The organism is Nonomuraea antri, from assembly GCF_013283785.1.
Classification (GTDB): domain Bacteria; phylum Actinomycetota; class Actinomycetes; order Streptosporangiales; family Streptosporangiaceae; genus Nonomuraea; species Nonomuraea antri.
The window spans coordinates 15750-36482 of record NZ_JABCPZ010000072.1; the positions used below are offsets into that span (position 1 = coordinate 15750).

Annotated in this window: 24 protein-coding genes; 16 read left to right on the forward strand and 8 right to left on the reverse strand. The window is 71.8% G+C overall.

The window, feature by feature from the left end; translation table 11 throughout:
• Positions 1–1170 (reverse strand): thiolase C-terminal domain-containing protein, encoded by a 1170-nt coding sequence (locus tag HII36_RS23630; RefSeq protein WP_328807847.1) that lies wholly within the window; start codon positions 1168–1170, stop codon positions 1–3.
• A gap of 225 nt (positions 1171–1395) precedes the next feature.
• Here HII36_RS23630 and HII36_RS23635 point away from each other — a divergent pair, with 225 nt between their 5' ends.
• The 8 genes from HII36_RS23635 to HII36_RS23670 all read left to right on the forward strand — a co-directional run bounded on the left by HII36_RS23635 (position 1396) and on the right by HII36_RS23670 (position 8851).
• Positions 1396–1953 carry a flavin reductase family protein gene (locus HII36_RS23635; protein ID WP_173525418.1) on the forward strand — a complete coding sequence of 186 codons (558 nt, stop codon included), beginning with the start codon at positions 1396–1398 and terminating at the stop codon, positions 1951–1953.
• Entirely contained in the window at positions 1940–3052 is a 1113-nt protein-coding gene (locus tag HII36_RS23640) for an acyl-CoA dehydrogenase family protein (RefSeq protein WP_173525419.1), read from the forward strand. Before HII36_RS23635 ends, HII36_RS23640 begins: the two co-directional genes overlap by 14 nt.
• A gap of 57 nt (positions 3053–3109) precedes the next feature.
• Positions 3110–3883 (forward strand): SDR family oxidoreductase, encoded by a 774-nt coding sequence (locus HII36_RS23645; protein ID WP_173525420.1) that lies wholly within the window; start codon positions 3110–3112, stop codon positions 3881–3883.
• Positions 3884–3912: 29 nt separating this feature from the next.
• Entirely contained in the window at positions 3913–4308 is a 396-nt protein-coding gene (locus HII36_RS23650; protein ID WP_328807848.1) for a PadR family transcriptional regulator, read from the forward strand.
• 2 nt (positions 4309–4310) lie between these two features.
• Positions 4311–5402: a hypothetical protein gene (locus tag HII36_RS23655; RefSeq protein WP_173525421.1), complete on the forward strand. Its 1092-nt coding sequence runs from the start codon at positions 4311–4313 to the stop codon at positions 5400–5402.
• Between the two features lie 60 nt (positions 5403–5462).
• A complete protein-coding gene (locus HII36_RS23660) occupies positions 5463–6758 on the forward strand; it encodes a DUF2252 domain-containing protein (protein WP_173525422.1) in 1296 nt (431 codons plus the stop codon).
• 60 nt (positions 6759–6818) lie between these two features.
• The gene (locus HII36_RS23665; RefSeq protein ID WP_173525423.1) at positions 6819–8027 is read left to right on the forward strand and encodes an ATP-grasp domain-containing protein; all 1209 of its coding nucleotides are present in this window, start codon (positions 6819–6821) and stop codon (positions 8025–8027) included.
• Positions 8028–8104: 77 nt separating this feature from the next.
• The gene (locus HII36_RS23670; RefSeq protein WP_173525424.1) at positions 8105–8851 is read left to right on the forward strand and encodes an SDR family oxidoreductase; all 747 of its coding nucleotides are present in this window, start codon (positions 8105–8107) and stop codon (positions 8849–8851) included.
• Positions 8852–8884: 33 nt separating this feature from the next.
• Here HII36_RS23670 and HII36_RS23675 read toward each other — a convergent pair whose 3' ends face one another.
• The 3 genes from HII36_RS23675 to HII36_RS23685 form a co-directional block, all read right to left on the reverse strand.
• Entirely contained in the window at positions 8885–9703 is an 819-nt protein-coding gene (locus HII36_RS23675; protein WP_173525425.1) for an ATP-grasp domain-containing protein, read from the reverse strand.
• 138 nt (positions 9704–9841) lie between these two features.
• Complete coding sequence (locus tag HII36_RS23680; protein ID WP_173525426.1) at positions 9842–10099, reverse strand: hypothetical protein; 258 nt, start codon at positions 10097–10099, stop codon at positions 9842–9844.
• Between the two features lie 61 nt (positions 10100–10160).
• Positions 10161–10430, reverse strand: a complete 270-nt coding sequence (locus tag HII36_RS23685; protein WP_173525427.1) for a hypothetical protein — start codon at positions 10428–10430, stop codon at positions 10161–10163.
• A 180-nt stretch (positions 10431–10610) separates the two neighbouring features.
• On the opposite strand from HII36_RS23685, the gene HII36_RS23690 reads away from it, so the two are divergent.
• The 4 genes from HII36_RS23690 to HII36_RS23705 all read left to right on the forward strand — a co-directional run bounded on the left by HII36_RS23690 (position 10611) and on the right by HII36_RS23705 (position 13463).
• Entirely contained in the window at positions 10611–11273 is a 663-nt protein-coding gene (locus HII36_RS23690; protein WP_173525428.1) for an NIPSNAP family protein, read from the forward strand.
• Positions 11274–11423: 150 nt separating this feature from the next.
• The gene (locus tag HII36_RS23695) at positions 11424–11825 is read left to right on the forward strand and encodes a sigma-70 family RNA polymerase sigma factor (protein ID WP_328807849.1); all 402 of its coding nucleotides are present in this window, start codon (positions 11424–11426) and stop codon (positions 11823–11825) included.
• Complete coding sequence (locus HII36_RS23700) at positions 11822–12910, forward strand: TolB-like translocation protein (protein ID WP_173525429.1); 1089 nt, start codon at positions 11822–11824, stop codon at positions 12908–12910. The genes HII36_RS23695 and HII36_RS23700 overlap by 4 nt, the downstream gene beginning before the upstream one ends.
• A 16-nt stretch (positions 12911–12926) precedes the next feature.
• Positions 12927–13463: an AAA family ATPase gene (locus tag HII36_RS23705; RefSeq protein WP_173525430.1), complete on the forward strand. Its 537-nt coding sequence runs from the start codon at positions 12927–12929 to the stop codon at positions 13461–13463.
• A 53-nt stretch (positions 13464–13516) separates the two neighbouring features.
• Here the strand turns inward: HII36_RS23705 and HII36_RS23710 are convergent, their stop codons facing one another.
• Both HII36_RS23710 and HII36_RS23715 read right to left on the reverse strand, forming a co-directional pair.
• Positions 13517–14455 carry an SDR family oxidoreductase gene (locus tag HII36_RS23710; protein ID WP_173525431.1) on the reverse strand — a complete coding sequence of 313 codons (939 nt, stop codon included), beginning with the start codon at positions 14453–14455 and terminating at the stop codon, positions 13517–13519.
• 9 nt (positions 14456–14464) lie between these two features.
• Positions 14465–15196 (reverse strand): SDR family oxidoreductase, encoded by a 732-nt coding sequence (locus HII36_RS23715; RefSeq protein ID WP_173525432.1) that lies wholly within the window; start codon positions 15194–15196, stop codon positions 14465–14467.
• 46 nt (positions 15197–15242) lie between these two features.
• Here HII36_RS23715 and HII36_RS23720 point away from each other — a divergent pair, with 46 nt between their 5' ends.
• The 4 genes from HII36_RS23720 (at position 15243) to HII36_RS23735 (ending at position 18572) form a co-directional block, all read left to right on the forward strand.
• Positions 15243–15980 carry an enoyl-CoA hydratase family protein gene (locus HII36_RS23720; RefSeq protein ID WP_173525433.1) on the forward strand — a complete coding sequence of 246 codons (738 nt, stop codon included), beginning with the start codon at positions 15243–15245 and terminating at the stop codon, positions 15978–15980.
• A 69-nt stretch (positions 15981–16049) separates the two neighbouring features.
• Positions 16050–16823, forward strand: coding sequence for a CoA transferase subunit A (locus tag HII36_RS23725; protein ID WP_217369875.1), 774 nt, complete (start codon positions 16050–16052; stop codon positions 16821–16823).
• Positions 16810–17532, forward strand: a complete 723-nt coding sequence (locus HII36_RS23730; protein WP_173525435.1) for a CoA-transferase subunit beta — start codon at positions 16810–16812, stop codon at positions 17530–17532. Before HII36_RS23725 ends, HII36_RS23730 begins: the two co-directional genes overlap by 14 nt.
• Positions 17529–18572, forward strand: coding sequence for an NAD(P)H-dependent flavin oxidoreductase (locus tag HII36_RS23735; protein WP_173525436.1), 1044 nt, complete (start codon positions 17529–17531; stop codon positions 18570–18572). The genes HII36_RS23730 and HII36_RS23735 overlap by 4 nt, the downstream gene beginning before the upstream one ends.
• On the opposite strand, the gene HII36_RS23740 is transcribed toward HII36_RS23735, so the two are convergent.
• A complete protein-coding gene (locus tag HII36_RS23740; protein ID WP_173525437.1) occupies positions 18559–19230 on the reverse strand; it encodes a pentapeptide repeat-containing protein in 672 nt (223 codons plus the stop codon). The two genes, HII36_RS23735 and HII36_RS23740, sit on opposite strands and share 14 nt — an antisense overlap.
• A 4-nt stretch (positions 19231–19234) precedes the next feature.
• Entirely contained in the window at positions 19235–20713 is a 1479-nt protein-coding gene (locus HII36_RS23745; protein WP_173525438.1) for a glycoside hydrolase family 3 protein, read from the reverse strand.
• Positions 20714–20733: the final 20 nt, after the last annotated feature.

A 20733-nucleotide genomic window follows, 5' to 3' on the forward strand; every position in this document is an offset into this window, starting at 1 on the left:
CTAGGACCTCTTGAGGATCAGCGCCGAGGTGGCGGGCAGGATGTAGCCGGGCTGGGCGGTCGACAGCGCCACTTCGGCGCCGGGCACCTGGCGGTCCCCGGCCTCGCCCCTGAGCTGCGCGACCGCCTCGGCGATGTGGTTGATGCCGTGGACGTAGCCCTCCGACAGGAAGCCGCCGTGCGTGTTGACCGGGAGCGTTCCGTCCAGCGCGGTGGCGCCCGAGGCGACGAACGGCCCGCCTTCGCCCTTGGCGCAGAACCCGTAGTCCTCCAGCTGGACCACCACCGAGTAGGTGAAGCAGTCGTAGATCTCGGCCACGTCGATCTCGCCGGGGCCGAGCCCGGCCTGGGCGTACAGGCGGGGGGCCAGGGCGGCGGCGGCCGTGGTGGTGGGGTCGGAGCGCGCGGACGACAGGTGCGAGGTGCCGCCGCCCCAGGCCGCGGCGCTGATCGTCACCGGCGGACGGCGCAGCGCGCGGGCCCGCTCGGCCGTGGTGACGACCACCGCGCACGCCCCGTCGGTCTCCAGGCAGCAGTCGAGCAGCCGGAACGGCTCGGCGATCCAGCGGCTGCCGAGATAGTCGTCGAGCGTGATCGGCGTGCGCATGAGCGCGCGGGGATTCTTCGCGGCATTCGCCCGCTGCGTCACGGCCAATTGCCCGAAATGCTCCGCTTTAGTGCCATATTTCAACATGTGGGCGCGGGCGTACATCGCATATTGCTGCGGCGGCGCGAAATATCCGTACGGCGCCTGATATTGGATCTCCGGGCTGACCGGCAGCCCGCGCCCGGTGCCGCCCATCCGGAACTCCGAGCGGGCGTTGATGGCCCGGTAGCAGACCACGGTCTCGGCCACCCCGGCCGCCACGGCCAGCGCCGCCTGCCCGACCACGGCGTGCGAGACGCTGCCGCCGCCGAACTGGTCCAGGTGCCAGGTCAGGTCGTCCAGGCCGAGCGCGGGCGCGACCAGCGAGGGCGCCGCGGAGTCGCCGACTCGGTGGGTGGCCAGGCCGTCCACGTCGTCCGGGGCGAGCCCGGCGTCGGCCAGCGCGGCGAGGATCGCGCGGCAGGCCAGGGTGAGGGTGCTGACGCCGGAGTCCTTGGTGAACGGGGTGTAGCCGACGCCGGCGATGGCGGTCCTGTCGCGAAAATCAAGCAAGCGCTTGGCCACATCGTCACGGTAGGCGGCGGCTTCGCGTCACGTCAACGGATCCGGCATATGGCTTGACACGGTTTCCGGGATCCGCCTACCGTCCAAGCAAGCGCTTGGTAAGATACGGAGCACCCGGTGGATGAGGAGCCGACCATGAGCACACACGCTGCCCGGCTGATAGCGCTGGAAGCCTGCCGTGGCCTCCCCAAGCCCCATCAGCGCAGAACTCTCAACGGAGCCGCCATGCCGACCGGCCCGACCCACCAGAGCGCCAACGGCCACACGGACGGCCAAGGGGTCGACAGCCGGCGATTCAGGCAGGTGCTGGGCAGATTCGCCACCGGCGTGGTGGCGATCACGGCACTCGACCCGGTCGACGGCCGGCCCTGCGGCCTGGCCGCCAACTCCTTCACCTCGGTGTCGCTCAGCCCGCCGCTGGTGGCGTTCTGCGTAGCGCACACGAGCACGAGCTGGCCCCGGGTCCGCGGCGCCGCGGTCGTCACCGTGAACGTGCTGGCCGAGCACCAGCAGCAGGTGTGCGCGCAACTGGCGAGCAAGGGCGGCGACAAGTTCCGCGACCTGGACTGGACCGGCTCGCCCGGCGGCAACCCGGTGCTCGACGGCGCGCTGGCCTGGATCGACTGCGCGGTGGAGGCCGAGCACCCGGCCGGCGACCACGTGATCGTGGTGGCCCGGGTGCTCCAGCTCGACACGTACGCCGACGGCGGCCCGCTGGTGTTCTTCCGCGGCGGGTACGGCGGCTTCGTCGAACCCTCAGGAGACGTCGTTGAGCCTGCGTGAGCAGGCGCGGGCCTGGCTGGAGGAGAGCCTGTCCGGCGAGTTCGCGCACGCGCGCGGCCTCGGCGGGCCCGGCCGCGAGCACGAGGGCCACGAGATCAGGCACGCGTGGGAACGCCACCTGGGCCGGGCAGGCTGGACCTGCCTGGGCTGGCCGGAGAAGTACGGCGGCCGCGCCGCCTCGCTCGACGACCAGGTCGCCTTCCACGAGGAGTACGCCAGGGCCGACGCCCCCGCCAGGGTCGGCCACATCGGCGAGGGGCTGATCGGCCCGACCATCCTGGAGTTCGGCACCGAGGAGCAGAAGGACCGCTTCCTGCCGCCGATCCAGCGCGGCGACGAGCTGTGGTGCCAGGGCTACTCCGAGCCCGAGGCCGGCTCAGACCTGGCGAACGTGCAGACCAAGGCCCACCTGTCCGGGGACGAGTGGGTGATCACCGGGCAGAAGGTGTGGACGTCCCTGGCGCACGTGGCCGACTGGTGTTTCGTGCTCTGCCGTACCGGCCGGGACCGTTACCGGGGGCTGTCGTACCTGCTGGTGCCGATGCGCCAGCCGGGCGTTCAGGTGCGGCCGATCGTCCAGCTCACCGGGACCTCGGAGTTCAACGAGGTGTTCTTCGACGGCGCGCGCACGGCGGCGGGCCACATCCTGGGCGCGCCGGGCGAGGGCTGGCGGGTGGCGATGGCGACGCTCGGCCACGAGCGCGGCGTCTCGACGCTGGGCCAGCAGATCGGGTTCAGGCGCGAGCTGGACCGGGTGATCGAGACGGCCAGGCGCACCGGCGCGGCCGACGATCCCGTCCTGCGCGACAGGCTCGTGCGGGCCTGGCTGGAACTGGAGATCATGCGGCTCAACGCGCTCAGGATGTTGCGCGAACGCGGCCCCGAGGTGTCGATCGCCAAGCTGTACTGGTCGGAGTGGCACCGGCGGCTGGGCGAGCTGGCGCAGGCCGTGCAGGGCAGGGCCGGGCTCGTGACGGACGACGGGCTCAACGACCTGCAACGGCTCTACCTGTTCAGCCGGGCCGACACGATCTATGCCGGATCCAGCGAGATCCAGCGCAACATCATCGCCGAGCGCACCCTGGGACTGCCACGCTGAGCAAGGCCACGCTGAGCCGAGGCCGCCGAGTCTCAGTTCCCGCTGATTGGAGCACGGATGCCCCCGTCCTACCCGAAGGCGCACGGCCTGCTCGACGGCAAGGTCACGCTGGTGACCGCGGCCGCGGGCGCCGGCATCGGCTACGCCACCGCCAAGCGTTGCGCCGAGGAAGGCGCCACGATCGTCGTCTCGGACCGGCACGAGCGCCGGCTGAGCGAGGCCGCCGAGTCGCTGACCGAGCTCACCGGCGTCAAGCCGCTGGCCGTCCCGTGCGACGTGACGTCAGAGGCGCAGGTGCTCGCGCTGTTCGACGCGGTGGTCGAGGCGCACGGGCGGCTCGACGTGGTGGTCAACAACGCCGGTCTGGGCGGCACGGCCGAGCTGGCCGACATGACGGACGAGCAGTGGCACGCGGTCGTCGACGTGACGCTCAACGGCACCATGCGCTGCACCAGGGCCGCGCTCCGGCACATGATCGGCCAGGGCTCCGGCGTCATCGTGAACAACGCCTCGGTGGTCGGCTGGCGGGCGCAGCGCGGCCAGGCGCACTACGCCGCGGCCAAGGCCGGGGTGATGGCGCTGACCAGGTGCGTCGCGCTGGAGGCCGCCGAGCACGGCGTCCGGGTCAACGCGGTCGCGCCGTCGCTGGCCGTGCATCCGTTCCTGGCCAGGGTGACCAGCGAGGAGCTGCTGGCCGAGCTGGCCGCGCGTGAGGCGTTCGGCCGGTCCGCCGAGCCGTGGGAGATCGCGAACGTGATCGTCTTCCTGGCCAGCGACTACTCCTCGTACATGACCGGCGAGGTCGTGTCGGTCTCGTCACAGCACCCCTGATATCTTGGCCGCCAAGATATAGTGGAGTCGTGAATATAACGGAGCCCATGTTCCTGGCGCTCACCGCGCTGGTGGACGAGCCTCGCCATGGCTACGGGATCGTCCAGGAGGTCGACCGGCTCTCCCAGGGCCGCGTGCAGCTCAAGATCGGCACCCTGTACGGCGCGCTCGACCGCCTCGCCGCCGAGGGGCTGGTCGAGCTGGACCGCGAGGAGGTGCAGCAGGGCCGGCTGCGCCGCTACTACCGGCTGACCGACGCCGGCGCGGGAGCCCTGCGCGAGGAGGCCGAGCACCTGGTCGCCAACGCGGCGGCCGCCACCGCCCGGCTGAGTGCCAGGGCCGCGGGCGGCGCCGCGGCCACCCGCCCGGGCCGCGGCGGCGCCGGACGCCCGCTCTTGAGAGGTCTGCTGGGAGGCACCGCGTGACCATGTCTCTTCTCGAGCGGCGTTACCGCTCGGTGCTGCGCCTGCTGCCCGCCGCCTACCGCGCCGAGCGGGAGGAGGAGATGGTGGCCGCGTTCATGGAGATGTCCGGCGACGCGCCGGACGAGGAGAACCTCCGGCCGCGCTGGGGCGAGATCGCCAGCGTGGTGGCGCTGGCCACGCGGGTGCGCCTGGGCGGCGCGGGCTCCGCGCCGCGCTCCTTCGCCTGGGGCGCGACGGTCCGCCTGATCGCGCTGCTCGGCCTGGCCTTCCAGAGCGTCTACGCCGTGTTCACGATCGCCGACCTGATCCGCGCGGGTGCGCTGCGAGCCGGTTCCGAGGCCGTGCTCACGCCGGGCTCCACGGTGGTGCTGCTCAACTTCGGCAAGATCACGCAGCTCGGCGGCGGGGCGTTGATCTGCTCGGCGGTGGCCTTCATCGCGATCATGCGTGGTCGCGTCCGGGTGGCCAGGATCGCCGCGCTGCTCGGCCTGCTCCCCGCGCTGATCCATCCCTTCACCCAGCCCGGCTGGCCGTGGATCGACCCGTTCTGGCCGTCCGACCTGGGCTATCTGCTGAGCGTCGCGGTGCCGGCGATCGCCCTGCTGCTCGGCTTCCACGCCGACGTGCCGCCGCTGCGCAGCCCGTGGTGGCTGACGCTGCTGCCGGTCGCGATCGGCGTGGTGTTCGACGTGGTCACGCGGACGATCCTCTCGTCGCACTGGGCGCTGTCCGACCTGCTCACCCGCTGGACCGGCGACCCGGAGGCGATCGCCTGGTCCTATCTCTGGCTGGATCCGCAGGGCCTGGCGATCGTCGGCCTCGTGGTCACCGGGGTGGTGGTGCTCGCCCGGCGGTGCGGGCCGTCCTGGGCGCTGGCGCTGGCCGTGCTGGGGGTGCCGCTGCTGACGTTCCGGCTGTCGCTGATCGTGGCCACGGCCCCCGAGGGGCCGAACGCGGTCCTGTGGACGACGGCGCTCGCGCAGTCCGTCCTGGTCGCCGCGCTGATCGCGCTGCTGACGGCGACGGGGCTCAAGGCGCTGCCAGGCAAGGTGCGGCCGGGTGCGGCGGTCAGCGGGCCCGCACCGGTGCCCTGACCGGCGGTCAAGGGGAGAACCCTCTGGTCCGGAGGAGCGTGACGACTTACTGTCCCGGGTATGGGCACACGCTCCTCCTTTCTGCTCGACGTCCTGATGACCGAGTTCGGCGAGTCGATCAAACGTGACCCCGCCTCCTTCAGGCGGAAGTTCCGGAAGATGGCGGCCTCGCCGTTCGCCTTCTACCGGGGCAGTGCCTGCCTGTTCTACGCGGACCTGAGCGGCGCCTTCGCCGACCGCTCCTACCTGGACGAGCGCACCAGCCGGGTCTGGATCCACGGTGACCTACACGCGGAGAACTTCGGCACCTACATGAACGCCTCAGGCGTGCTGGTGTTCAACGTCAACGACTTCGACGAGGCCTACGTCGGCCCCTACATCTGGGACCTCAAGCGCTTCGCCGCCAGCGTCGCGCTCATCGGCTACGCCAAGGCCCTGTCCGACGACACGATCGGCGACCTGGTGCGCGACTTCGCCGGGGCGTACCTGGCCGAACTGACCGGGCTCGCGCACGGCGGGGACGACGCGATCGGCTCGCTCACGCTCGGCACCACCGGCGGCGTGCTGCACCGGGTGTTGCAGACCGCGCGGCTGAACACGCGGGTGGCGATGCTGGACGTCGAGACCGTGATCGACGACTACGACCGGCGGTTCGCGCTGATGGAGGGCCGCGAGCCGGTGGACGACGACACCCGGCGGGCCGTGACCGCCGCGTTCGAGGACTACCTGACGACGTTGCCGACGCCGTCCAACCCGGTGGAACACGTGATCAAGGACGTGGCGCTGCGCAAGGGCGTGGGCATCGGCTCCGCCGGGCTGCCGTCGTACAACCTGCTGCTCGAAGGGCGCTCGCAGGCGCTGGAGAACGACGTCATCCTGTACATGAAGCAGGCGCAGGCGCCCGCCGTAGCGCGGCACGTCGCCGACGAGCGGGTGGCCGGGTACTTCCTGCACCAGGGGCACCGCACGGCCGAGTCGCAGCGGGCGCTGCAGGCGTACGCCGACCCGTGGCTCGGGTACACGACCCTGCACGGGATCGGGCAGCTGGTGGCGGAGGTGTCGCCGTACTCGGCCGACCTCGACTGGGACGACGTCAACGAGCCGGACGAGCTGCGCTCGATCGTGCGCGACCTGGGCCGCGCGGTGGCCCGCATGCACTCCGTGGCCGACGACGAGTCCAGCCACGACCTGGTGGACTTCTCAACCGAGGAGGCGATCGTGGCGGTGATCGGCGGCGACCGGGCCAGCTTCACCGGGATGCTGGTGGACTTCGCGCACCGCTACGGCCTGCGGGCCCGTGAAGACCACCAGCGTTTCGTCGACCTGTTCCGCAACGGCGGCCTGCCCGGGGTCTGACACGCGGATAGAAGGACGGCCGGGTGGGCAGCGGAGGGGGGTCTTGGAAGGAGGACCACCGTGAAACGCCATCTCCTGGGGTTATTGCTGGGCACCGAGGAGGACTGGCCGTCGGCGTTCGAGACCGTGCTGCGGCGGCTCGGGCCGATCGAGGGGGTGGGCCGGTTCGACGTGGAGCGCATCACGATCGAGCCGTTCGACCTGCGTGACCGGCCACGGCACGACCTGGTGATCGACCGGCTGGCGTACTGGTACTACCACCCGCGCGAGTGGCTGAAGAAGATCGCCATGATGGACGACGTGTACGTGCTGAACAGCCCGTTCACGTTCCAGTCCATGGAGAAGCACACCGCCTACTGCGCGATGATGCGGCTCGGACTGAAGGTCCCGGAGACGGTGCTGGTGCCGTACAAGAACCCGGTCGACAACGCGCGTTACGCCTACACCGCGACGCGCTACAACCGCTCGTTCGACCTGGACGCGGTCGCCGAGCGCATCGGCTATCCGCTGTTCATGAAGCCGTACGACGGCGGGGCGTGGCGCGGGGTGTCGCTGGTGCGCGACCGCGACGAGCTGCACCGGGCCTACGACCAGAGCGGCGAGATGCTCATGCACCTGCAGCGGGCGGTCGAGGGATACGACGCGTTCGCCCGTTCACTGACGATCGGCGCGGAGACGATGGTCATGCGCTTCCGCCCGGACGAGCCGATGCACGCCCGCTACGCCGTGGACCACCAGTTCCTCAGCCCGTCGGTGGGTGAAGAGGTGGTGACGATCGGACGGCTGGTGAACGCGTTCTTCCGATGGGAGTTCAACTCCTGCGAGACGCTGATCAAGGGCGCCGACGTCCATCCGATCGACTACGCCAACGCCTGCCCCGACGTCGCGCTGACCAGCCTGCACTACTACTTCCCCTGGGCGATCAAGGCGCTGGTGCGCTGGAGCGTCTTCTGCGTGGCCACCGGCCGCCGGCCCAGGATCGACCTCGACACGCGCGACTACTTCGCGGTCACCGGCTCGTACGAGGAACGGCTGGCGGAGTACCGGCGGCTGGCGGACAAGTACTTCGAGACCGACCGGTACCGGGAGTTCTGCGCCGAGCGGCTGTCCCATCTGGACGAGGTGGTGCTGGAGTGGGTGGCCGGGCCGGACTTCGACCGGCTGCTGGTGGAGACGGTGACCGGGATGTATCCGCCGCACGAGCGGGAGCTGTTCATCGAGCACTTCCGCGGCCTGCTGCGGCTGTGGGTGAAGGACAACGGCTACTGACGTGACGGCGGGCCGGACCGATCGGCCGAGGCCGCCGCCGTGACGACCGACCGGTTGGTATGGCATGCTTCCGGAACATGACTCTGTTCTCGGTGGAAGGCAAGACCGTCGTCGTCACCGGTGGCTCGCGGGGCATCGGCCGCATGATCGCGTCGGGGTTCGTGGCCGCGGGCGCGAACGTGTACATCTCCGCGCGTAAAACGGCCGAGGTCGAGAAGACCGCCGCCGAGCTGGGCTGCGTCGCCGTGCCGGCGGACCTGTCGACGTCCGACGGCGTCGCGGCGCTGGTCGACGCGGTCGGCGGGCCGCTGCACGTGCTGGTGAACAACGCGGGCGCGACCTGGGGCGCGCCGCTGGAGGAGTACCCGGAGCACGCCTTCGACAAGCTCTGGGACATCAACGTCAAGGGCGTGTTCCACCTGACGCGGCAGTTCCTGCCCCGGCTGCGCGAGGCGGCGAGCGCCGACGACCCGGCCCGGGTGATCAACATCGGGTCGATCGACGGGCTCAGGGTGCCCGCGCTGCCCAGCTACGCCTACTCGTCCACCAAGTCGGCGGTGCACATGCTCACCCGGCATCTGGCCAGGCACCTGGCCGACCAGCACATCACGGTCAACGCCATCGCGCCGGGGCCGTTCGAGTCGAAGATGATGGCCTTCGCGCTGGACGACCCGGACACCCGGCAGATCATCGCCTCGAACGTGCCGCTCGGGCGCATCGGCCGCCCCGACGACATGGCCGGGGCGGCGATCTTCCTGGCCTCGCGGGCCGGCGCCTACCTGACCGGGACGATCATCCCGGTCGACGGCGGCATCTCCTGCTGACGCGCTGTCGGCTGCCGGTCGAGAGCCGACCCGTCAGCCGAGGAGTTCGCCCAGGGCGCGGGCGAAGTTGGCGGGGGCGTGCGGCTCGTAGCGCAGGAACAGGTACGGCTCGGTCAGCTCCACCTCGATCACCACCGGAGTCCCGTCCGGCAGCCTGACCAGGTCGATCCTGGCGTACAGCAGTTCACGCGGAATGGTCGCGAGCACCTTCTCGGCCAGCTCGACCTGGTCGGGCGCGGGCGGGCGGAGCTGGGCGCGGGCGTTGTCCTCGTAGGTCATGCCGGGCGCGAGCATGGGGTTGCGGCGCACGGCGTGGCTGAAGCGGCGGTTGAAGTACAGCAGCGAGGTCTCGCCCTCCGACTCGACCATGTCGAGGTACGGCTGGACCATCGGCGTGCGCCCGGCCGCCTCCAGCGCGGCGGCCCTGGCCCGGGCCTCGTCGCGCGAGGTGGTGCGGGTGGTGTCGCGGGCGCCGGCCGAGATGGCGGGCTTGACGACGTACTCGTCCCAGGACGGCAGCCCGTCGGACGACCAGTGCGTCGGCACGGTCGGCACGCCGAGGTCTCGCAGATACGTCTTGTCCGTGTTGGTCTCGATCACCGAGACCGGGTTGAGCAGCCGCGTGCGCGACTCCACCGAGCGGGCCCAGTCGAGGAACTCGGCACGCCGGTCGATGTAGTCCCAGACCGATCGGACGACCACGGCGTCGTAACCGCTCCAGTCGACCGCGGGGTCGTCCCAGCGCTCGATCCGCCCCGCGATGCCGGCCGCAGCCCAGGCGGCGAGCGCGTGGTCCCGCTCGTCGTCACTGCCATCACGGTCATCGAACGTCACATATGCACAGATAGCCATCCAGAGATGCTAATACGCCGCGAGCCAGGCCAATTCGGCCTGGCTCGCGTCATCCGCTGACCAATCGTGGGCGATCGTCCGGCGGGTCCTCGGGGGCGCGTCCGTGCTCTGGCGGATCACGGCGCGCCGGGGTGCGGCCTAGTCGAGCCAGGCCGAGACGTCGATGTCGCTGCCGTCGGCGGCCGTGGTGGCGTTGCCGTTGACGTTGTTCACGTTGGTCGCGCCGTGCCCGCCGACGTTGCTCAGGACGACCTCGCTGATGTTGTTGCCCGACTGCGAGGACTCGTGGTTCGAGCCGGCGTTGCCCGCGTGCGTGTCGGCGTGGGCCGGCGCGGCCAGGAGCGTGACACCGGCGGCGGCGACGACGATACCGGTCGCGCAGAGCTTCTTGATCATTTCGAGGTCCTTTCGATGAGGGTTGCGATCGAACTTCTGACTGATGGGAAGGTCCTGGTCGTCAGTAGAAGATGTAGGTCACCGCGAAACCGCCGTCGGCGGCGGTGGTGGCGACCCCGTTGACGTTGTTCAGGTTGGTCGAACCGTCGTCGCCCTCGTTGTCGAGGACGATGTCCGACAGGTTGTTTCCGGACTGCCAGGATTCGCTGTTTCCGCTCCAGTTGCCGGACCAGTCATCGGCCCGGACATCGGCATGGGCGGGCGCGGCGAACAGTGCGACACCGGCTGCCGTTGCCACGACGGCCGCCGTTCCGCACAGCTTCTTGATCATTCCGCTCCTTCGCCAGGCGGGGTACCTGTGAGACGACCGGACACCGGGGCCCCTTGGTGCTCAGCCGTCCCTGTGACCTTATAACTAAGAGTTGTCGATCGATAGCTCTAAGTAATTAGAATTTTGTTCCGCCTTTGTCGCTGACAGACCCTGTCAGTGAAAGGGGTCTACCGTCCGGGCATGATCTATGAGTTGCGCCGCTACACGCTGCACCCGGGACGACGTGAGACGCTGATCGAGCTGTTCGAGCGCGAGTTCGTGGAGCCGCAGGAGGCGGTGGGCATGCGCATCGCCGGCACCTTCCGGGATCCGGACGCGCCGGACACGTTCCCCTGGATCCGCGGATTTCCGGACATGGCCACTCGGCACGCCGCGCTGACCGCGTTCTACTCCGGCCCGGTCTGGCGGGCGCACCGGGACGCCGCCAACGCCACGATGATCGACTCCGACGACGTCCTGCTGCTGCGCTCGGCCATCCCGATCCCCGCCTGGGACCGTCCGCCCGTCGGCGCGAACGAGACGCCGGCCGCCCGCTACGTCGCCACGATCTACCACGTCGAACCAGGGCACGTGCCCGGCTTCGCCGAGTTCTTCGCCAAGACCGCCGTGCCGGTGCTGACCGAGGCGGGCGTGCCTCCGTTCGCCTGCCTGGAGACCGAGCACGCGGAGAACACCTTCTCCGCGCTCCCCGTCAGGGCCGGCGAGAACGTGTTCGTCTGGCTCGCCCGCTTCGCCGACCCGGGCGACGAGCGGGAGATCGAGCTGCCGGGATTGGAGTCCCGCCTCACCGCTCCCCCGCGCCGCCTGCGCCTCGCCCCGACCGCTCGCTCGTCGATGCGCTGAATCGCTACGCTTTCCAACCTCGCACGGGCTCGCGGAGTTATTCCAGTACATGGACCGATATGAGGGGTTCCACGAGTTCGTGCGGGCCCGCCAGCAGTCGCTGATGCGCACGGCGTATCTGCTCACCGGGACTCCCATCTCGCCGAGGACCTGCTCCAGACCGTCCTCACCCGGGTCGCCGGGCACTGGCGCAAGCTCGCCGACGGCGGCAACCCCGAGGCGTACGCGCGCAAGGCGCTGGTCAACCAGACCATCTCCTGGCGCAGGCGCCGGCGGCCCGAGCTGGCCGGCGCCGGGCTGCCCGAGCTCACCGAACTGGCCGAGCCCGGGCAGCCGCACGACGAGGCCACCGTGCGCCGGCTGGCCCTGCGCCACGCGCTGGCCGAGCTCACCCCGAAGCAGCGCGCGGTGATCGTGCTGCGCTTCTACGAGGACCGCACCGAGCAGGAGACGGCCGAGCTCATGGGCGTCGCGGTCGGCACGGTCAAGAGCCAGACGAACTACGCGCTGGCCAAGCTGCGCGCGCTGACCCCGCAGGAGGCGTACCGATGAACAGCACGCTGCGTGACGATCTGCGCGACCTGGCCGAGCAGGCGCCGGCGGTGAACCTGGCCGAGCGGGCCGTCAAGGGCGCGCGCAGGAGGCGCGCGGTGCGGCTGGCGGTGTCCGCGGCGGCGGCCACCGCGCTGCTGGCCGGCGGCGGCGGCGTGCTCGTCGCCGAGCTGCGGGCCGAGCCGCCGATCGTCATGATCCCGCCGGAGACCACCGCGCCGCCGCTGCCCGCCGAGGGCGTCGGCCCGCTGCGGCACCTGTACCGGACGCAGCGCGGTGACCGCGTGCCGCCGGAGAAGCCCTCGTGGCGGCTCGTGACGCGCGCGGGCGAGACCTACGAGCTGCGGGTGGACGACGGGCCGCTCCAGGTGACCGCGGACGGCCGCAGGATCGCCTACTACAGCGGGGAACGCCGCGCCGTGGTCGTGCGCGACCTGGCCAGCGGCCGGATCTGGACCTCGCCCAGGCGCGGCGCCCCGGACGTCACGCGGGAGCCCGTCCTGCGGCTGTCACCCGACGGGCTGCGGTTCGTCGCCACCGGCTGGAGCGGCGCCGAGCCGGACGCGCTGGTGGACGTGGAACGCGGCACCACGACCAGGCTCAAGCGCGGCTGGTGGCCGGTGAGCGTGGCCGACGGCGCCGGTCCCGTCGTGCTGGCCAGGCCCTTCGACAGCACCACGCGCGTCCAGGTGCTCGGCCACGACCCGATCACCGTCGACGCGTTCACCTACGAGTTCAGCGCGCTCGCCCCCGACGGGCGCACGCTGGCCCGGCTCGGCCAGTCCTACGACCGCGACCGGACCCCGATGATCCAGAAGGACGGGACCGTCGTCACGTTCGACGCGCTGTCCGGCGGCGGCGAGACCCGGGTGCCGATCTCCGGACTGGCGGAGGGGCTGCGCCCGACCTGGCTGGGCGCGTGGCTGAACGACGCCGAGCTGACCGTGGTGGCCACGTCTCCCGAGCCGGTCCGGCGGGCGGAGCGGCCCCGGGCGTACGCGCTGAACGTGCGGACGGGCGCGACCAGGGAGCTGTTCACGCTGCCCGCGGAGAGCGGGGTGGTGATGCCCGGCCTGGTGCGGTAGCGGCAGACTGGGACCCATGGACGTGGTGATTCTGTCGGGGCCGCCGGGGGCGGGGAAGTCCACGGTGGCCCGGTTGCTGGTCGATCGGGCCGAGCGCGGGGTGCACCTGCACACCGACGACTTCTACCGCTACATCCGCAAGGGCTACGTCGAGCCGTACCTGCCGGAGGCCCGGGTGCAGAACGAGACGGTCGTCGACGTCCTGGCCGGGGCCGCGGCCGGGTACGCGGGTGGCGGCTACCACGTGGTGGTCGACGGCGTGATCGGCCCGTGGTTCGTCGGGGCGTTCCTGTCGCACGCCCGCGGGCGGCTGCGCTACGTCGTGCTGCGGCCCGACGAGGAGACCACACTGGCCAGGGCGACCGCCAGGAGCGCGGACGAGCTCACCGACCCGATGCCGGTGCTGCACATGTACCGCCAGTTCGCCGAGTTGGGCGCGCTGGAGCCGCACGTCTTCGACTCGACCGGGCTGACGCCCGAGGAGACCGCGGCGCGGCTGTCGGAACGGCTGGCGGCCGGCGACTTCGTGCTCGACCGCGTGCCCCAGCCGTAGGGGTTCGCGGGCCTTAGGGGTTCGCACGCCGCAGGGACCACAGGTCGTGGCGTTCAGGCGCCGTAGACCGGTTCCGGGTGCGGGGCGGCCCGGAGCAGACCGTCGACGGCGGCGCCGACGTCCGCGGGCGACCAGCGTTCCGCGCGTTCGGCGCGCGGGCCGTGCCGCCAGCCGGTGGCCAGCGCGATCGTGCCGCCCTCGACCTCGAAGACGCGGCCCGTCACGTGCCCCGAGCCGGCCGAGCCGAGCCAGACGACCAGCGGCGCCACGTTCGCCGGGTGCATCGGGTCGAAGCCGGTCGGCGGCCGTTCCATGGTGGCGGCGAAGACCTCCTCGGTCATGCGGGTGCGCGCGGCGGGGGCGATGGCGTTGACGCGCACGCCGTACCTGGCCAGTTCGGCGGCGGCGACCTGGGTGAGCGCGACGATCCCGGCCTTGGCGGCGGCGTAGTTGGCCTGGCCGACGCTGCCCATCAGGCCGGCGCCGGAGGAGGTGTTGATCACCCGGGCGTCGACCCGCTCGCCGGCCTTGCTGCGCTCGCGCCAGTGCCCGGCCGCGTGGCGCAGCGGCAGGAAGTGGCCTTTCATGTGCACTCTGACGACGTCGTCCCAGTCCTGTTCCGTCATGGAGACGAGCATCCTGTCGCGCAGGAATCCGGCGTTGTTCACCAGGGTGTCGAGCCTGCCGTAGGCGCTGAGCGCGGTCTTGACCAGGCGGGCGGCGCCGGCCCAGTCGGCCACGTCGTCGCTGTTGGCGACCGCCTGGCCGCCGAGGTCGCGGATCTCCTCGGCCACCTCCAGCGCGGGGTCGCCGCTGGCGCCTTCGCCGGTTCGTCCGGTGCCGAGGTCGTTGACCACGACCTTGGCGCCCTGTCTGGCGAATTCGAGCGCGTGTTCCCTTCCGATGCCGCGTCCGGCGCCTGTCACGATCACTACTCGGCCATCGCAGATTCCCACACAGACCTCCCGGAAAGGGCCAAGCAGCAGGATCATGCAGAAATATCAGGAATCGGCGTGGGAAACCAGGTGTTGCCAGGCGGGGATTTCGCCGCCGCCGTCCACGGTCACCTGAGCGCCGGTGATGTAGCGGGGGGCGGCCGCCAGCCACAGGCACGCCTCGGCCACGTCGGCGGGGGTGGCGATCCGGCCGGCCGGGACGCAGGCGCCCATCCCGTCGCCTTCGCCGTAGTGCGGCGCGGCGGTCTCGGTGGCCGCCAGGCCGACCACGAGCGTGTTGACGCGGACGTCCGGCGCCCACTCCGCGGCCAGGCAGCGGGCCAGATGGTGCAGCCCGGCCTTGGCCGCGCCGTAGGCGGAGGTGCCGGGCGACGGTCGGGCGCCACTGGCGCTGCCGATCATCACGATCGACCCGCCCGAGGCGGCGAGCAGCGGGTACGCGCGCTGCGCGACCAGCAGCGGCGCGGTGAGGTTGAGCTCGACGACCCGGGCGTGCAGCCGGGGCGAGGTGGACGCCAGGGGCGCGGGCGGCGAGCCGCCGGCGTTGTTGACCACGACGTCCAGCCGGTCCAGGCCGGCGAACAGCCGCTCGACGTCCTGCGGGTCGCGCACGTCGGCCTGGACGAACCTGGTGCCGTCCACCGCCGCCGGGCCGCGGGCGCAGATCACGACCTCGGCCCCGGCCGCGTGGAAGGCGCGGGCGATGCCGGCGCCCAGCCCCTTGGTGCCGCCGGTCACCAGCACGGTCTTGCCGGCGTAGTCGTAAGTCACGGTCACGGGTGCTACCGTACCAAGCAAGCGTTAGGTGCATCTAGGGGGTCCGGTGGGAATCACCCTGCGAGCAGGCCCGGTGGCCGAGATCGTGATGGACGTGCCGCCGGTCAACGCGCTGACCGTCGCCGGATGGCGTGAGCTGGCGCGGACGGTCGAGCGGGCCGGGCGCGACCCGGCCACCCGCGCGGTCGTGCTGCGGGCCGAGGGACGCGGGTTCAACGCGGGCGTGGACATCAAGGAGATGCAGGCGAGCGCCGGGTTCGAGGCGCTGGTCGGGGCCAACAGGGAGTGTTACGCGGCGTTCGCGGCGGTCTACGAGTGCGCGGTGCCGGTGATCGCCGCGGTGCACGGGTTCTGCCTGGGCGGCGGCGTGGGCCTGGCCGGCACCGCCGACATCGTGCTGGCCAGCGACGACGCCTACTTCGGCCTGCCCGAGGTGGACCGGGGCGCGCTCGGCGCGGCCACCCACCTGAGCCGGCTGGTGCCCCAGCAGCTCATGCGGGCGATGGTCTACACCTGCAGGAACGTGACGGCGGCCGAGCTGCACGCGTTCGGCACGGTGCTGGAGGTGGTGCCGCGCGACAAGCTGCGCGACGCGGCGCTGGAGGTGGCCGGGCAGATCGCGGCCAAGGACCCGTACGTGATCAGGCGGGCCAAGGAGTCGCTGAACGGCATCGACCCCATCGACGTCAAGCGCAGCTACCGCTTCGAGCAGGGCTTCACGTTCGAGCTGAACCTGATGGGCGCCGGCGACGAGCACCGTGACCGCTTCGTGGAGGGCCGTTGAGCAGTGGAGGGCTGTTGAGCATCGTGGAGGGCCGTTGAGCTTCGTGGAGGGCCAGTGGGCGACAAGGTCATGACCGTGGCGGAGGTCGCCGCCACGGTGGAGAGCGGGATGACGGTCGGGATCGGCGGCTGGGGCTCGCGGCGCAAGCCGATGGCGCTGGTGCACGGCCTGCTGCGCTCCCCCGTCAGGGACCTGACGATCGTCTCGTACGGCGGCGCGGACGTCGGCATGTTGTGCGCGGCCAAGAAGGTGCGCCGGGTGGTGGCCCCGTTCGTCACGCTCGACAGCATCCCGCTCGAACCCCACTTCAGGGCGGCCAGGCAGGCGGGCGAGATCGAGTTCACCGAGTACGACGAGGGCATGTTCATGTTCGGCCTGCTCGCCGGGGCGCACCGGCTGCCGTTCCTGCCGACCAGGGCCGGGCTGGGCTCGGACGTGCTGCGGATCAACCCGGAGCTGCGTACCGTGCGCTCGCCGTACGCCGGCGGCGAGGAGCTGATCGCGGTGCCCGCGCTGACCATGGACGTGGCCCTGGTGCACGTCAACCGGGCCGACCGCCGGGGCAACGCCCAGTACCTGGGGCCCGATCCGTACTTCGACGACCTGTACGCCAAGGCCGCGACCCGCTGCTACGTCTCGTGCGAGCGGCTGGTGGACACCGCGGACCTGCTGAAGGAGGGCCCGGTCCAGTCGCTGCTGATCAGCAGGTCGATGGTGACGGGCGTGGTGGAGGCCCCCGGCGGGGCGTCCTTCACCTCGTGCGAGCCGGACTACGGGCGCGACGAGGAGCTGCAGCGGCGTTACGTCGAGACCCCCTGGGAGGAGTTCCATGAGCAGGGCTGACGTGTGCGTGGTGGCGTGCGCGGAGGCGTTCAGGGGCGACGGCGAGATCGTCGCGGCCGGCATCGGCGGCGCGATCACGGTGCTGGCGGCCCGGCTGGCCAGGCTGACGTTCGAGCCGGACCTCCTCACGCACGACGGCACCTGCCTGCTCACCGCGGACGTGCCCGCGCTGGGCGCGGCGCCGGCTGCGGTGGAGGGCTGGCTGCCGTTCCGCGACCACCTGTGGCTGGTGCTGAACGGCCGCCGCCACGTGATGCTGGGCGCGAGCCAGATCGACAGGTACGGCAACACGAACATCTCGTGCATCGGCGACTGGGCGCGGCCCAAGGCGCAGCTGCTCGGGGTGCGCGGCGCGCCGGGCAACACGCGCTGCGACCCGACGAGCTACTGGATCCCGCGCCACTCCCCCCGCGTGTTCGTGCCGGAGGTGGACGTGGTCAGCGGCGTCGGCACCGACCGGGGCGCGTACGACCTGCGCCGGGTGGTGACGAACCTGGCCGTGCTGGACTTCGGCGGCCCCGGCGGCACGATGCGGCTGGTGTCGGCGCATCCGGGGGTGAGCGTGGCCGAGGTGGTCGCCGCCACCGGGTTCGAGCTGCACGTGCCCGCGCACGTCCCGGAGACCAGGGAACCGACCGAGGAGGAGCGGCGGCTGCTCGACGAGGTGCTCGACCCGGCAGGCGCGCGGCTGCGCGAGGTGGCCGCGTGAGGACCGCGCTGACCGAGCTGGTCGGCTGCCGGCACCCGATCGTGCAGACCGGCATGGGGTACGTGGCCGGCGCCCGGCTGGCGGCGGCCACGTCCGAGGCGGGCGGCCTCGGGATCATCGCGGCGGCGACCATGTCCGTGCCCGAGATGACCGAGGCGATCAGGCGGGTCAAGCGGCGCACGGACCGGCCGTTCGGGGTGAACCTGCGCGCCGACGCCGCCGACGCCGCCGAGCGGGCCGAGGTGCTGGTCAGGGAGGGCGTGCGGGTGGCGTCGTTCGCGCTGGCGCCCAGGCGGGAGCTGATCGCCAGGCTCAAGGACGCCGGGGTGGTGACGATCCCGTCCGTCGGGGCGCGCAGGCACGCCGAGAAGGTGGCCGCCTGGGGCGCGGACGCGGTCATCGTGCAGGGCGGCGAGGGCGGCGGGCACACCGGGCCGCTGGCCACCACGCTGCTGCTGCCCCAGGTGGTGGACGCGGTGGACCTCCCGGTGATCGCGGCTGGCGGCTTCTTCGACGGCCGCGGGCTGGTGGCCGCGCTGGCGTACGGGGCCTGCGGGATCGCGATGGGCACCAGGTTCCTGCTGACCAGCGACTCGCCGGTGCCCGACGCCGTCAAACGGGTCTACCTGGACGCCGCGGAGACCGTGGTCACCACCCGCGTCGACGGCGTGCCGCACCGGGTGATCAAGACCCCGTTCGTGGCCGGGCTCGAACGCACCAGGCTGCTGCGGGCCGTGGTGAACGGCGCCAGGTTCAAGCGGCTGTCCGGCCTGTCGTGGGCGCGGCTGATCGGCGAGGGCCGCAGGATGCGCCGCGGCAGGGAGCTGACCTGGGCCCAGGTGCTGCAGGCGGCCAACACGCCGATGTTGCTGCGCGCCGCCATGGTCGACGGCCGGGCGGACCTGGGGGTGCTGGCGGCCGGCCAGGTGGTGGGCGTGCTCGGCGACCTGCCGTCGTGCCGCGAGCTGATCGAGCGGATCATGGCGGAGGCCGAGACCACGCTCGCCCGCCTGCCGGGCGACCGGGTCACACCACGCTGATCCCCCTGGCGGCAAGGATGGCCGCCGCCTGGGCCTGGTTGACGGTCGCGCCGGCCAGCGCGCGCAGCCGGGCGTCGTCGAGCTCGCCGAGGTCGGCGCCGCGCAGGTCGGCGCCGGTGAACACGGTCCTGAGCAGCTTCGACTCGCGCAGCCTGCAGTCGCTGAACGCCGTCTCGGTGAAGTCGCAGCCGGACAGGTCGGCCTCGTCGAAGCGCACGCCCTCGATCAGCTCGCCGCGGAACGAGCAGCCGCCCAGGTTCGCCATGGTGAGGTTCGAGCGCGCGAGCTTGAACCCGGTGCCCCGCGAGGCGGTGAACGACGCGCCGATCAGCCGGCAGCCGGTGAACGACGCGTCGGTCAGCAGCGCGCCGCCGAACTGGGCCGACGACAGGTCCACGTCCGTGAACACGGCGTCGATCAGGTCGGCGTCGCTGAACCTGACCCGCATCCCGCCGCCGCCGGTGAACACCGCGCCGTCGAGGTCGGCCTTGCGGAAGTCGGTCTGGTCGAGCACACACGACTCGAACCTGGCCCCGGCCAGCGCGGCGCCCCACAGGTCGGCCTCGGTGAGGTCGCAGCCGCGGAAGACGTGCGGCTCGTCACCGGAGAGCCGGTCCGTCAGCGCCGCGTGTGAGAGATCCTCGCCGTCGAAGTCCACGACGTCACAGGGTACCGGTGATCACCTCGGCCGCCGCCTGGCCGCACACGGCGGCCGAGCCGTACGTGGCGATGTGCACCGCGCCCAGGTCGGAGCGGGCGGGCAGGCCCATCTCCACCACGACCGCGTCGGGACGGGCGCTGAGCAGGTGGCGCAGCGCCTCGCTCTGCCAGGCGTAGCGGTGCACGTCGCGCACCACGACCACGAGCGGACGCCGGGCGGCCTCGCTGATCAGCCCCTCCAGCCTGGCGCCCGTCGTCTCGCCGGCCGCGAGCCTGGTGACCTCGGTGCCCGGCAGCAGCTTGCCCAGCGGCTCGCCGACGCCCCACGGGGTGCCCTTGTCGATGGCCAGGTTCATCTCCGGCGCCAGCTCGATCACGTGCGCGGCCGCGGTGAACGGCAGCACCGGCGCGGTGGACCTGCGGGTGATCCGGACCGCGCGGCGCGCGGCGGCGAGGCCGATGTGGCCGTTCCGGTCGGCGATGCTGCCCGAGGAGCCGGCCCAGTCGGCCAGCTCGCGGACCCTGCGAGCGGCGTCGGCCAGCCGCTCCTCGGGCAGCAGTCCTGAGATGACGGCGTCCACGATGGCGTCACGCACGCTGATCGCGGTGGCCTCGTCGGAGTTCTCGCCGCCGATGCAGACCGCGTCGGCCCCGGCGGCGATGGCGCGGGCGGAGGCCCCGCCGATCCCGTACGCGCCGGAGACGGCGGCCATCTCGATGCCGTCAGTGATGATCATTCCTTGGAAGCCGAGCTCTTCGCGCAGCAGCCCGGTGAGCACCTTGGGGCTCAGCGTGGCCGGCAGCTCGGCGTCGTACGTGGGCACCAGGAGATGGCCGGTCATGATGGACTTGACCCCCTCCTTGATCGCTTCGCGGAAAGGGCGGAGCGCTTCCTCGATGCCCTCGCTGGCCACCACGGGGACACCGTGGTGCGAGTCGACCGAGGTGTCGCCGTGACCGGGGAAGTGCTTGGCGCAGGCCGCCACGCCGGTGGACTGCAGGCCGCGGATGAACGCCCTGGTGTGCCGGGCGACCAGCGCGGGGTCGGCGCCGAAGGCCCGCAGTCCGATGACCGGGTTGTCCGGGTTGGAGTTGACGTCGGCCGAGGGGGCGAAGTCGATGGTGATGCCGGCCGCGGCCAGGTCCGTGCCGAGGTCGCAGGCCAGGGCCTCGGTCAGCGCCACGTCGTCCACGACGCCGAGCGCGTAGCCGCCTGGGCGGGTGCTGCCCGTGCTCACCTCCAGCCTGGTGACCTCGCCCGATTCCTCGTCGGTTCCGACGAGTACCGCGGGGTTCTCCGCGCGCAGCGCGGCGGTCAGCCGGGCGACCTGCGCGGGATCGGCGATGTTGCGGGAGAAGAGCACCACTCCTGCGAGTCCTTCGCCGAGCCGTCGGCGGAGCCAGTCAGGGGGCGTCTTTCCCACGAAGCCTGGGAAAAGTACGGCGTCGGCCAGGCGAAGCAGGTCAGCGCTCTTGGGCATGACCCGAAATCTAATAGGAA

Coding starts and splice junctions, on each gene's coding strand:
- HII36_RS23710 (WP_173525431.1), bottom strand. CDS start 14,455: ATGATCCTGCTGCTTGGCCCTTTCCGGGAGGTCTGTGTGGGAATCTGC.
- HII36_RS23705 (WP_173525430.1), top strand. CDS start 12,927: ATGGACGTGGTGATTCTGTCGGGGCCGCCGGGGGCGGGGAAGTCCACG.
- HII36_RS23730 (WP_173525435.1), top strand. CDS start 16,810: ATGAGCAGGGCTGACGTGTGCGTGGTGGCGTGCGCGGAGGCGTTCAGG.
- HII36_RS23645 (WP_173525420.1), top strand. CDS start 3,110: ATGCCCCCGTCCTACCCGAAGGCGCACGGCCTGCTCGACGGCAAGGTC.
- HII36_RS23700 (WP_173525429.1), top strand. CDS start 11,822: ATGAACAGCACGCTGCGTGACGATCTGCGCGACCTGGCCGAGCAGGCG.
- HII36_RS23670 (WP_173525424.1), top strand. CDS start 8,105: ATGACTCTGTTCTCGGTGGAAGGCAAGACCGTCGTCGTCACCGGTGGC.
- HII36_RS23680 (WP_173525426.1), bottom strand. CDS start 10,099: ATGATCAAGAAGCTCTGCGCGACCGGTATCGTCGTCGCCGCCGCCGGT.
- HII36_RS23635 (WP_173525418.1), top strand. CDS start 1,396: ATGCCGACCGGCCCGACCCACCAGAGCGCCAACGGCCACACGGACGGC.
- HII36_RS23660 (WP_173525422.1), top strand. CDS start 5,463: ATGGGCACACGCTCCTCCTTTCTGCTCGACGTCCTGATGACCGAGTTC.
- HII36_RS23690 (WP_173525428.1), top strand. CDS start 10,611: ATGATCTATGAGTTGCGCCGCTACACGCTGCACCCGGGACGACGTGAG.
- HII36_RS23725 (WP_217369875.1), top strand. CDS start 16,050: ATGACCGTGGCGGAGGTCGCCGCCACGGTGGAGAGCGGGATGACGGTC.
- HII36_RS23655 (WP_173525421.1), top strand. CDS start 4,311: ATGTCTCTTCTCGAGCGGCGTTACCGCTCGGTGCTGCGCCTGCTGCCC.
- HII36_RS23675 (WP_173525425.1), bottom strand. CDS start 9,703: ATGGCTATCTGTGCATATGTGACGTTCGATGACCGTGATGGCAGTGAC.
- HII36_RS23745 (WP_173525438.1), bottom strand. CDS start 20,713: ATGCCCAAGAGCGCTGACCTGCTTCGCCTGGCCGACGCCGTACTTTTC.
- HII36_RS23685 (WP_173525427.1), bottom strand. CDS start 10,430: ATGATCAAGAAGCTGTGCGGAACGGCGGCCGTCGTGGCAACGGCAGCC.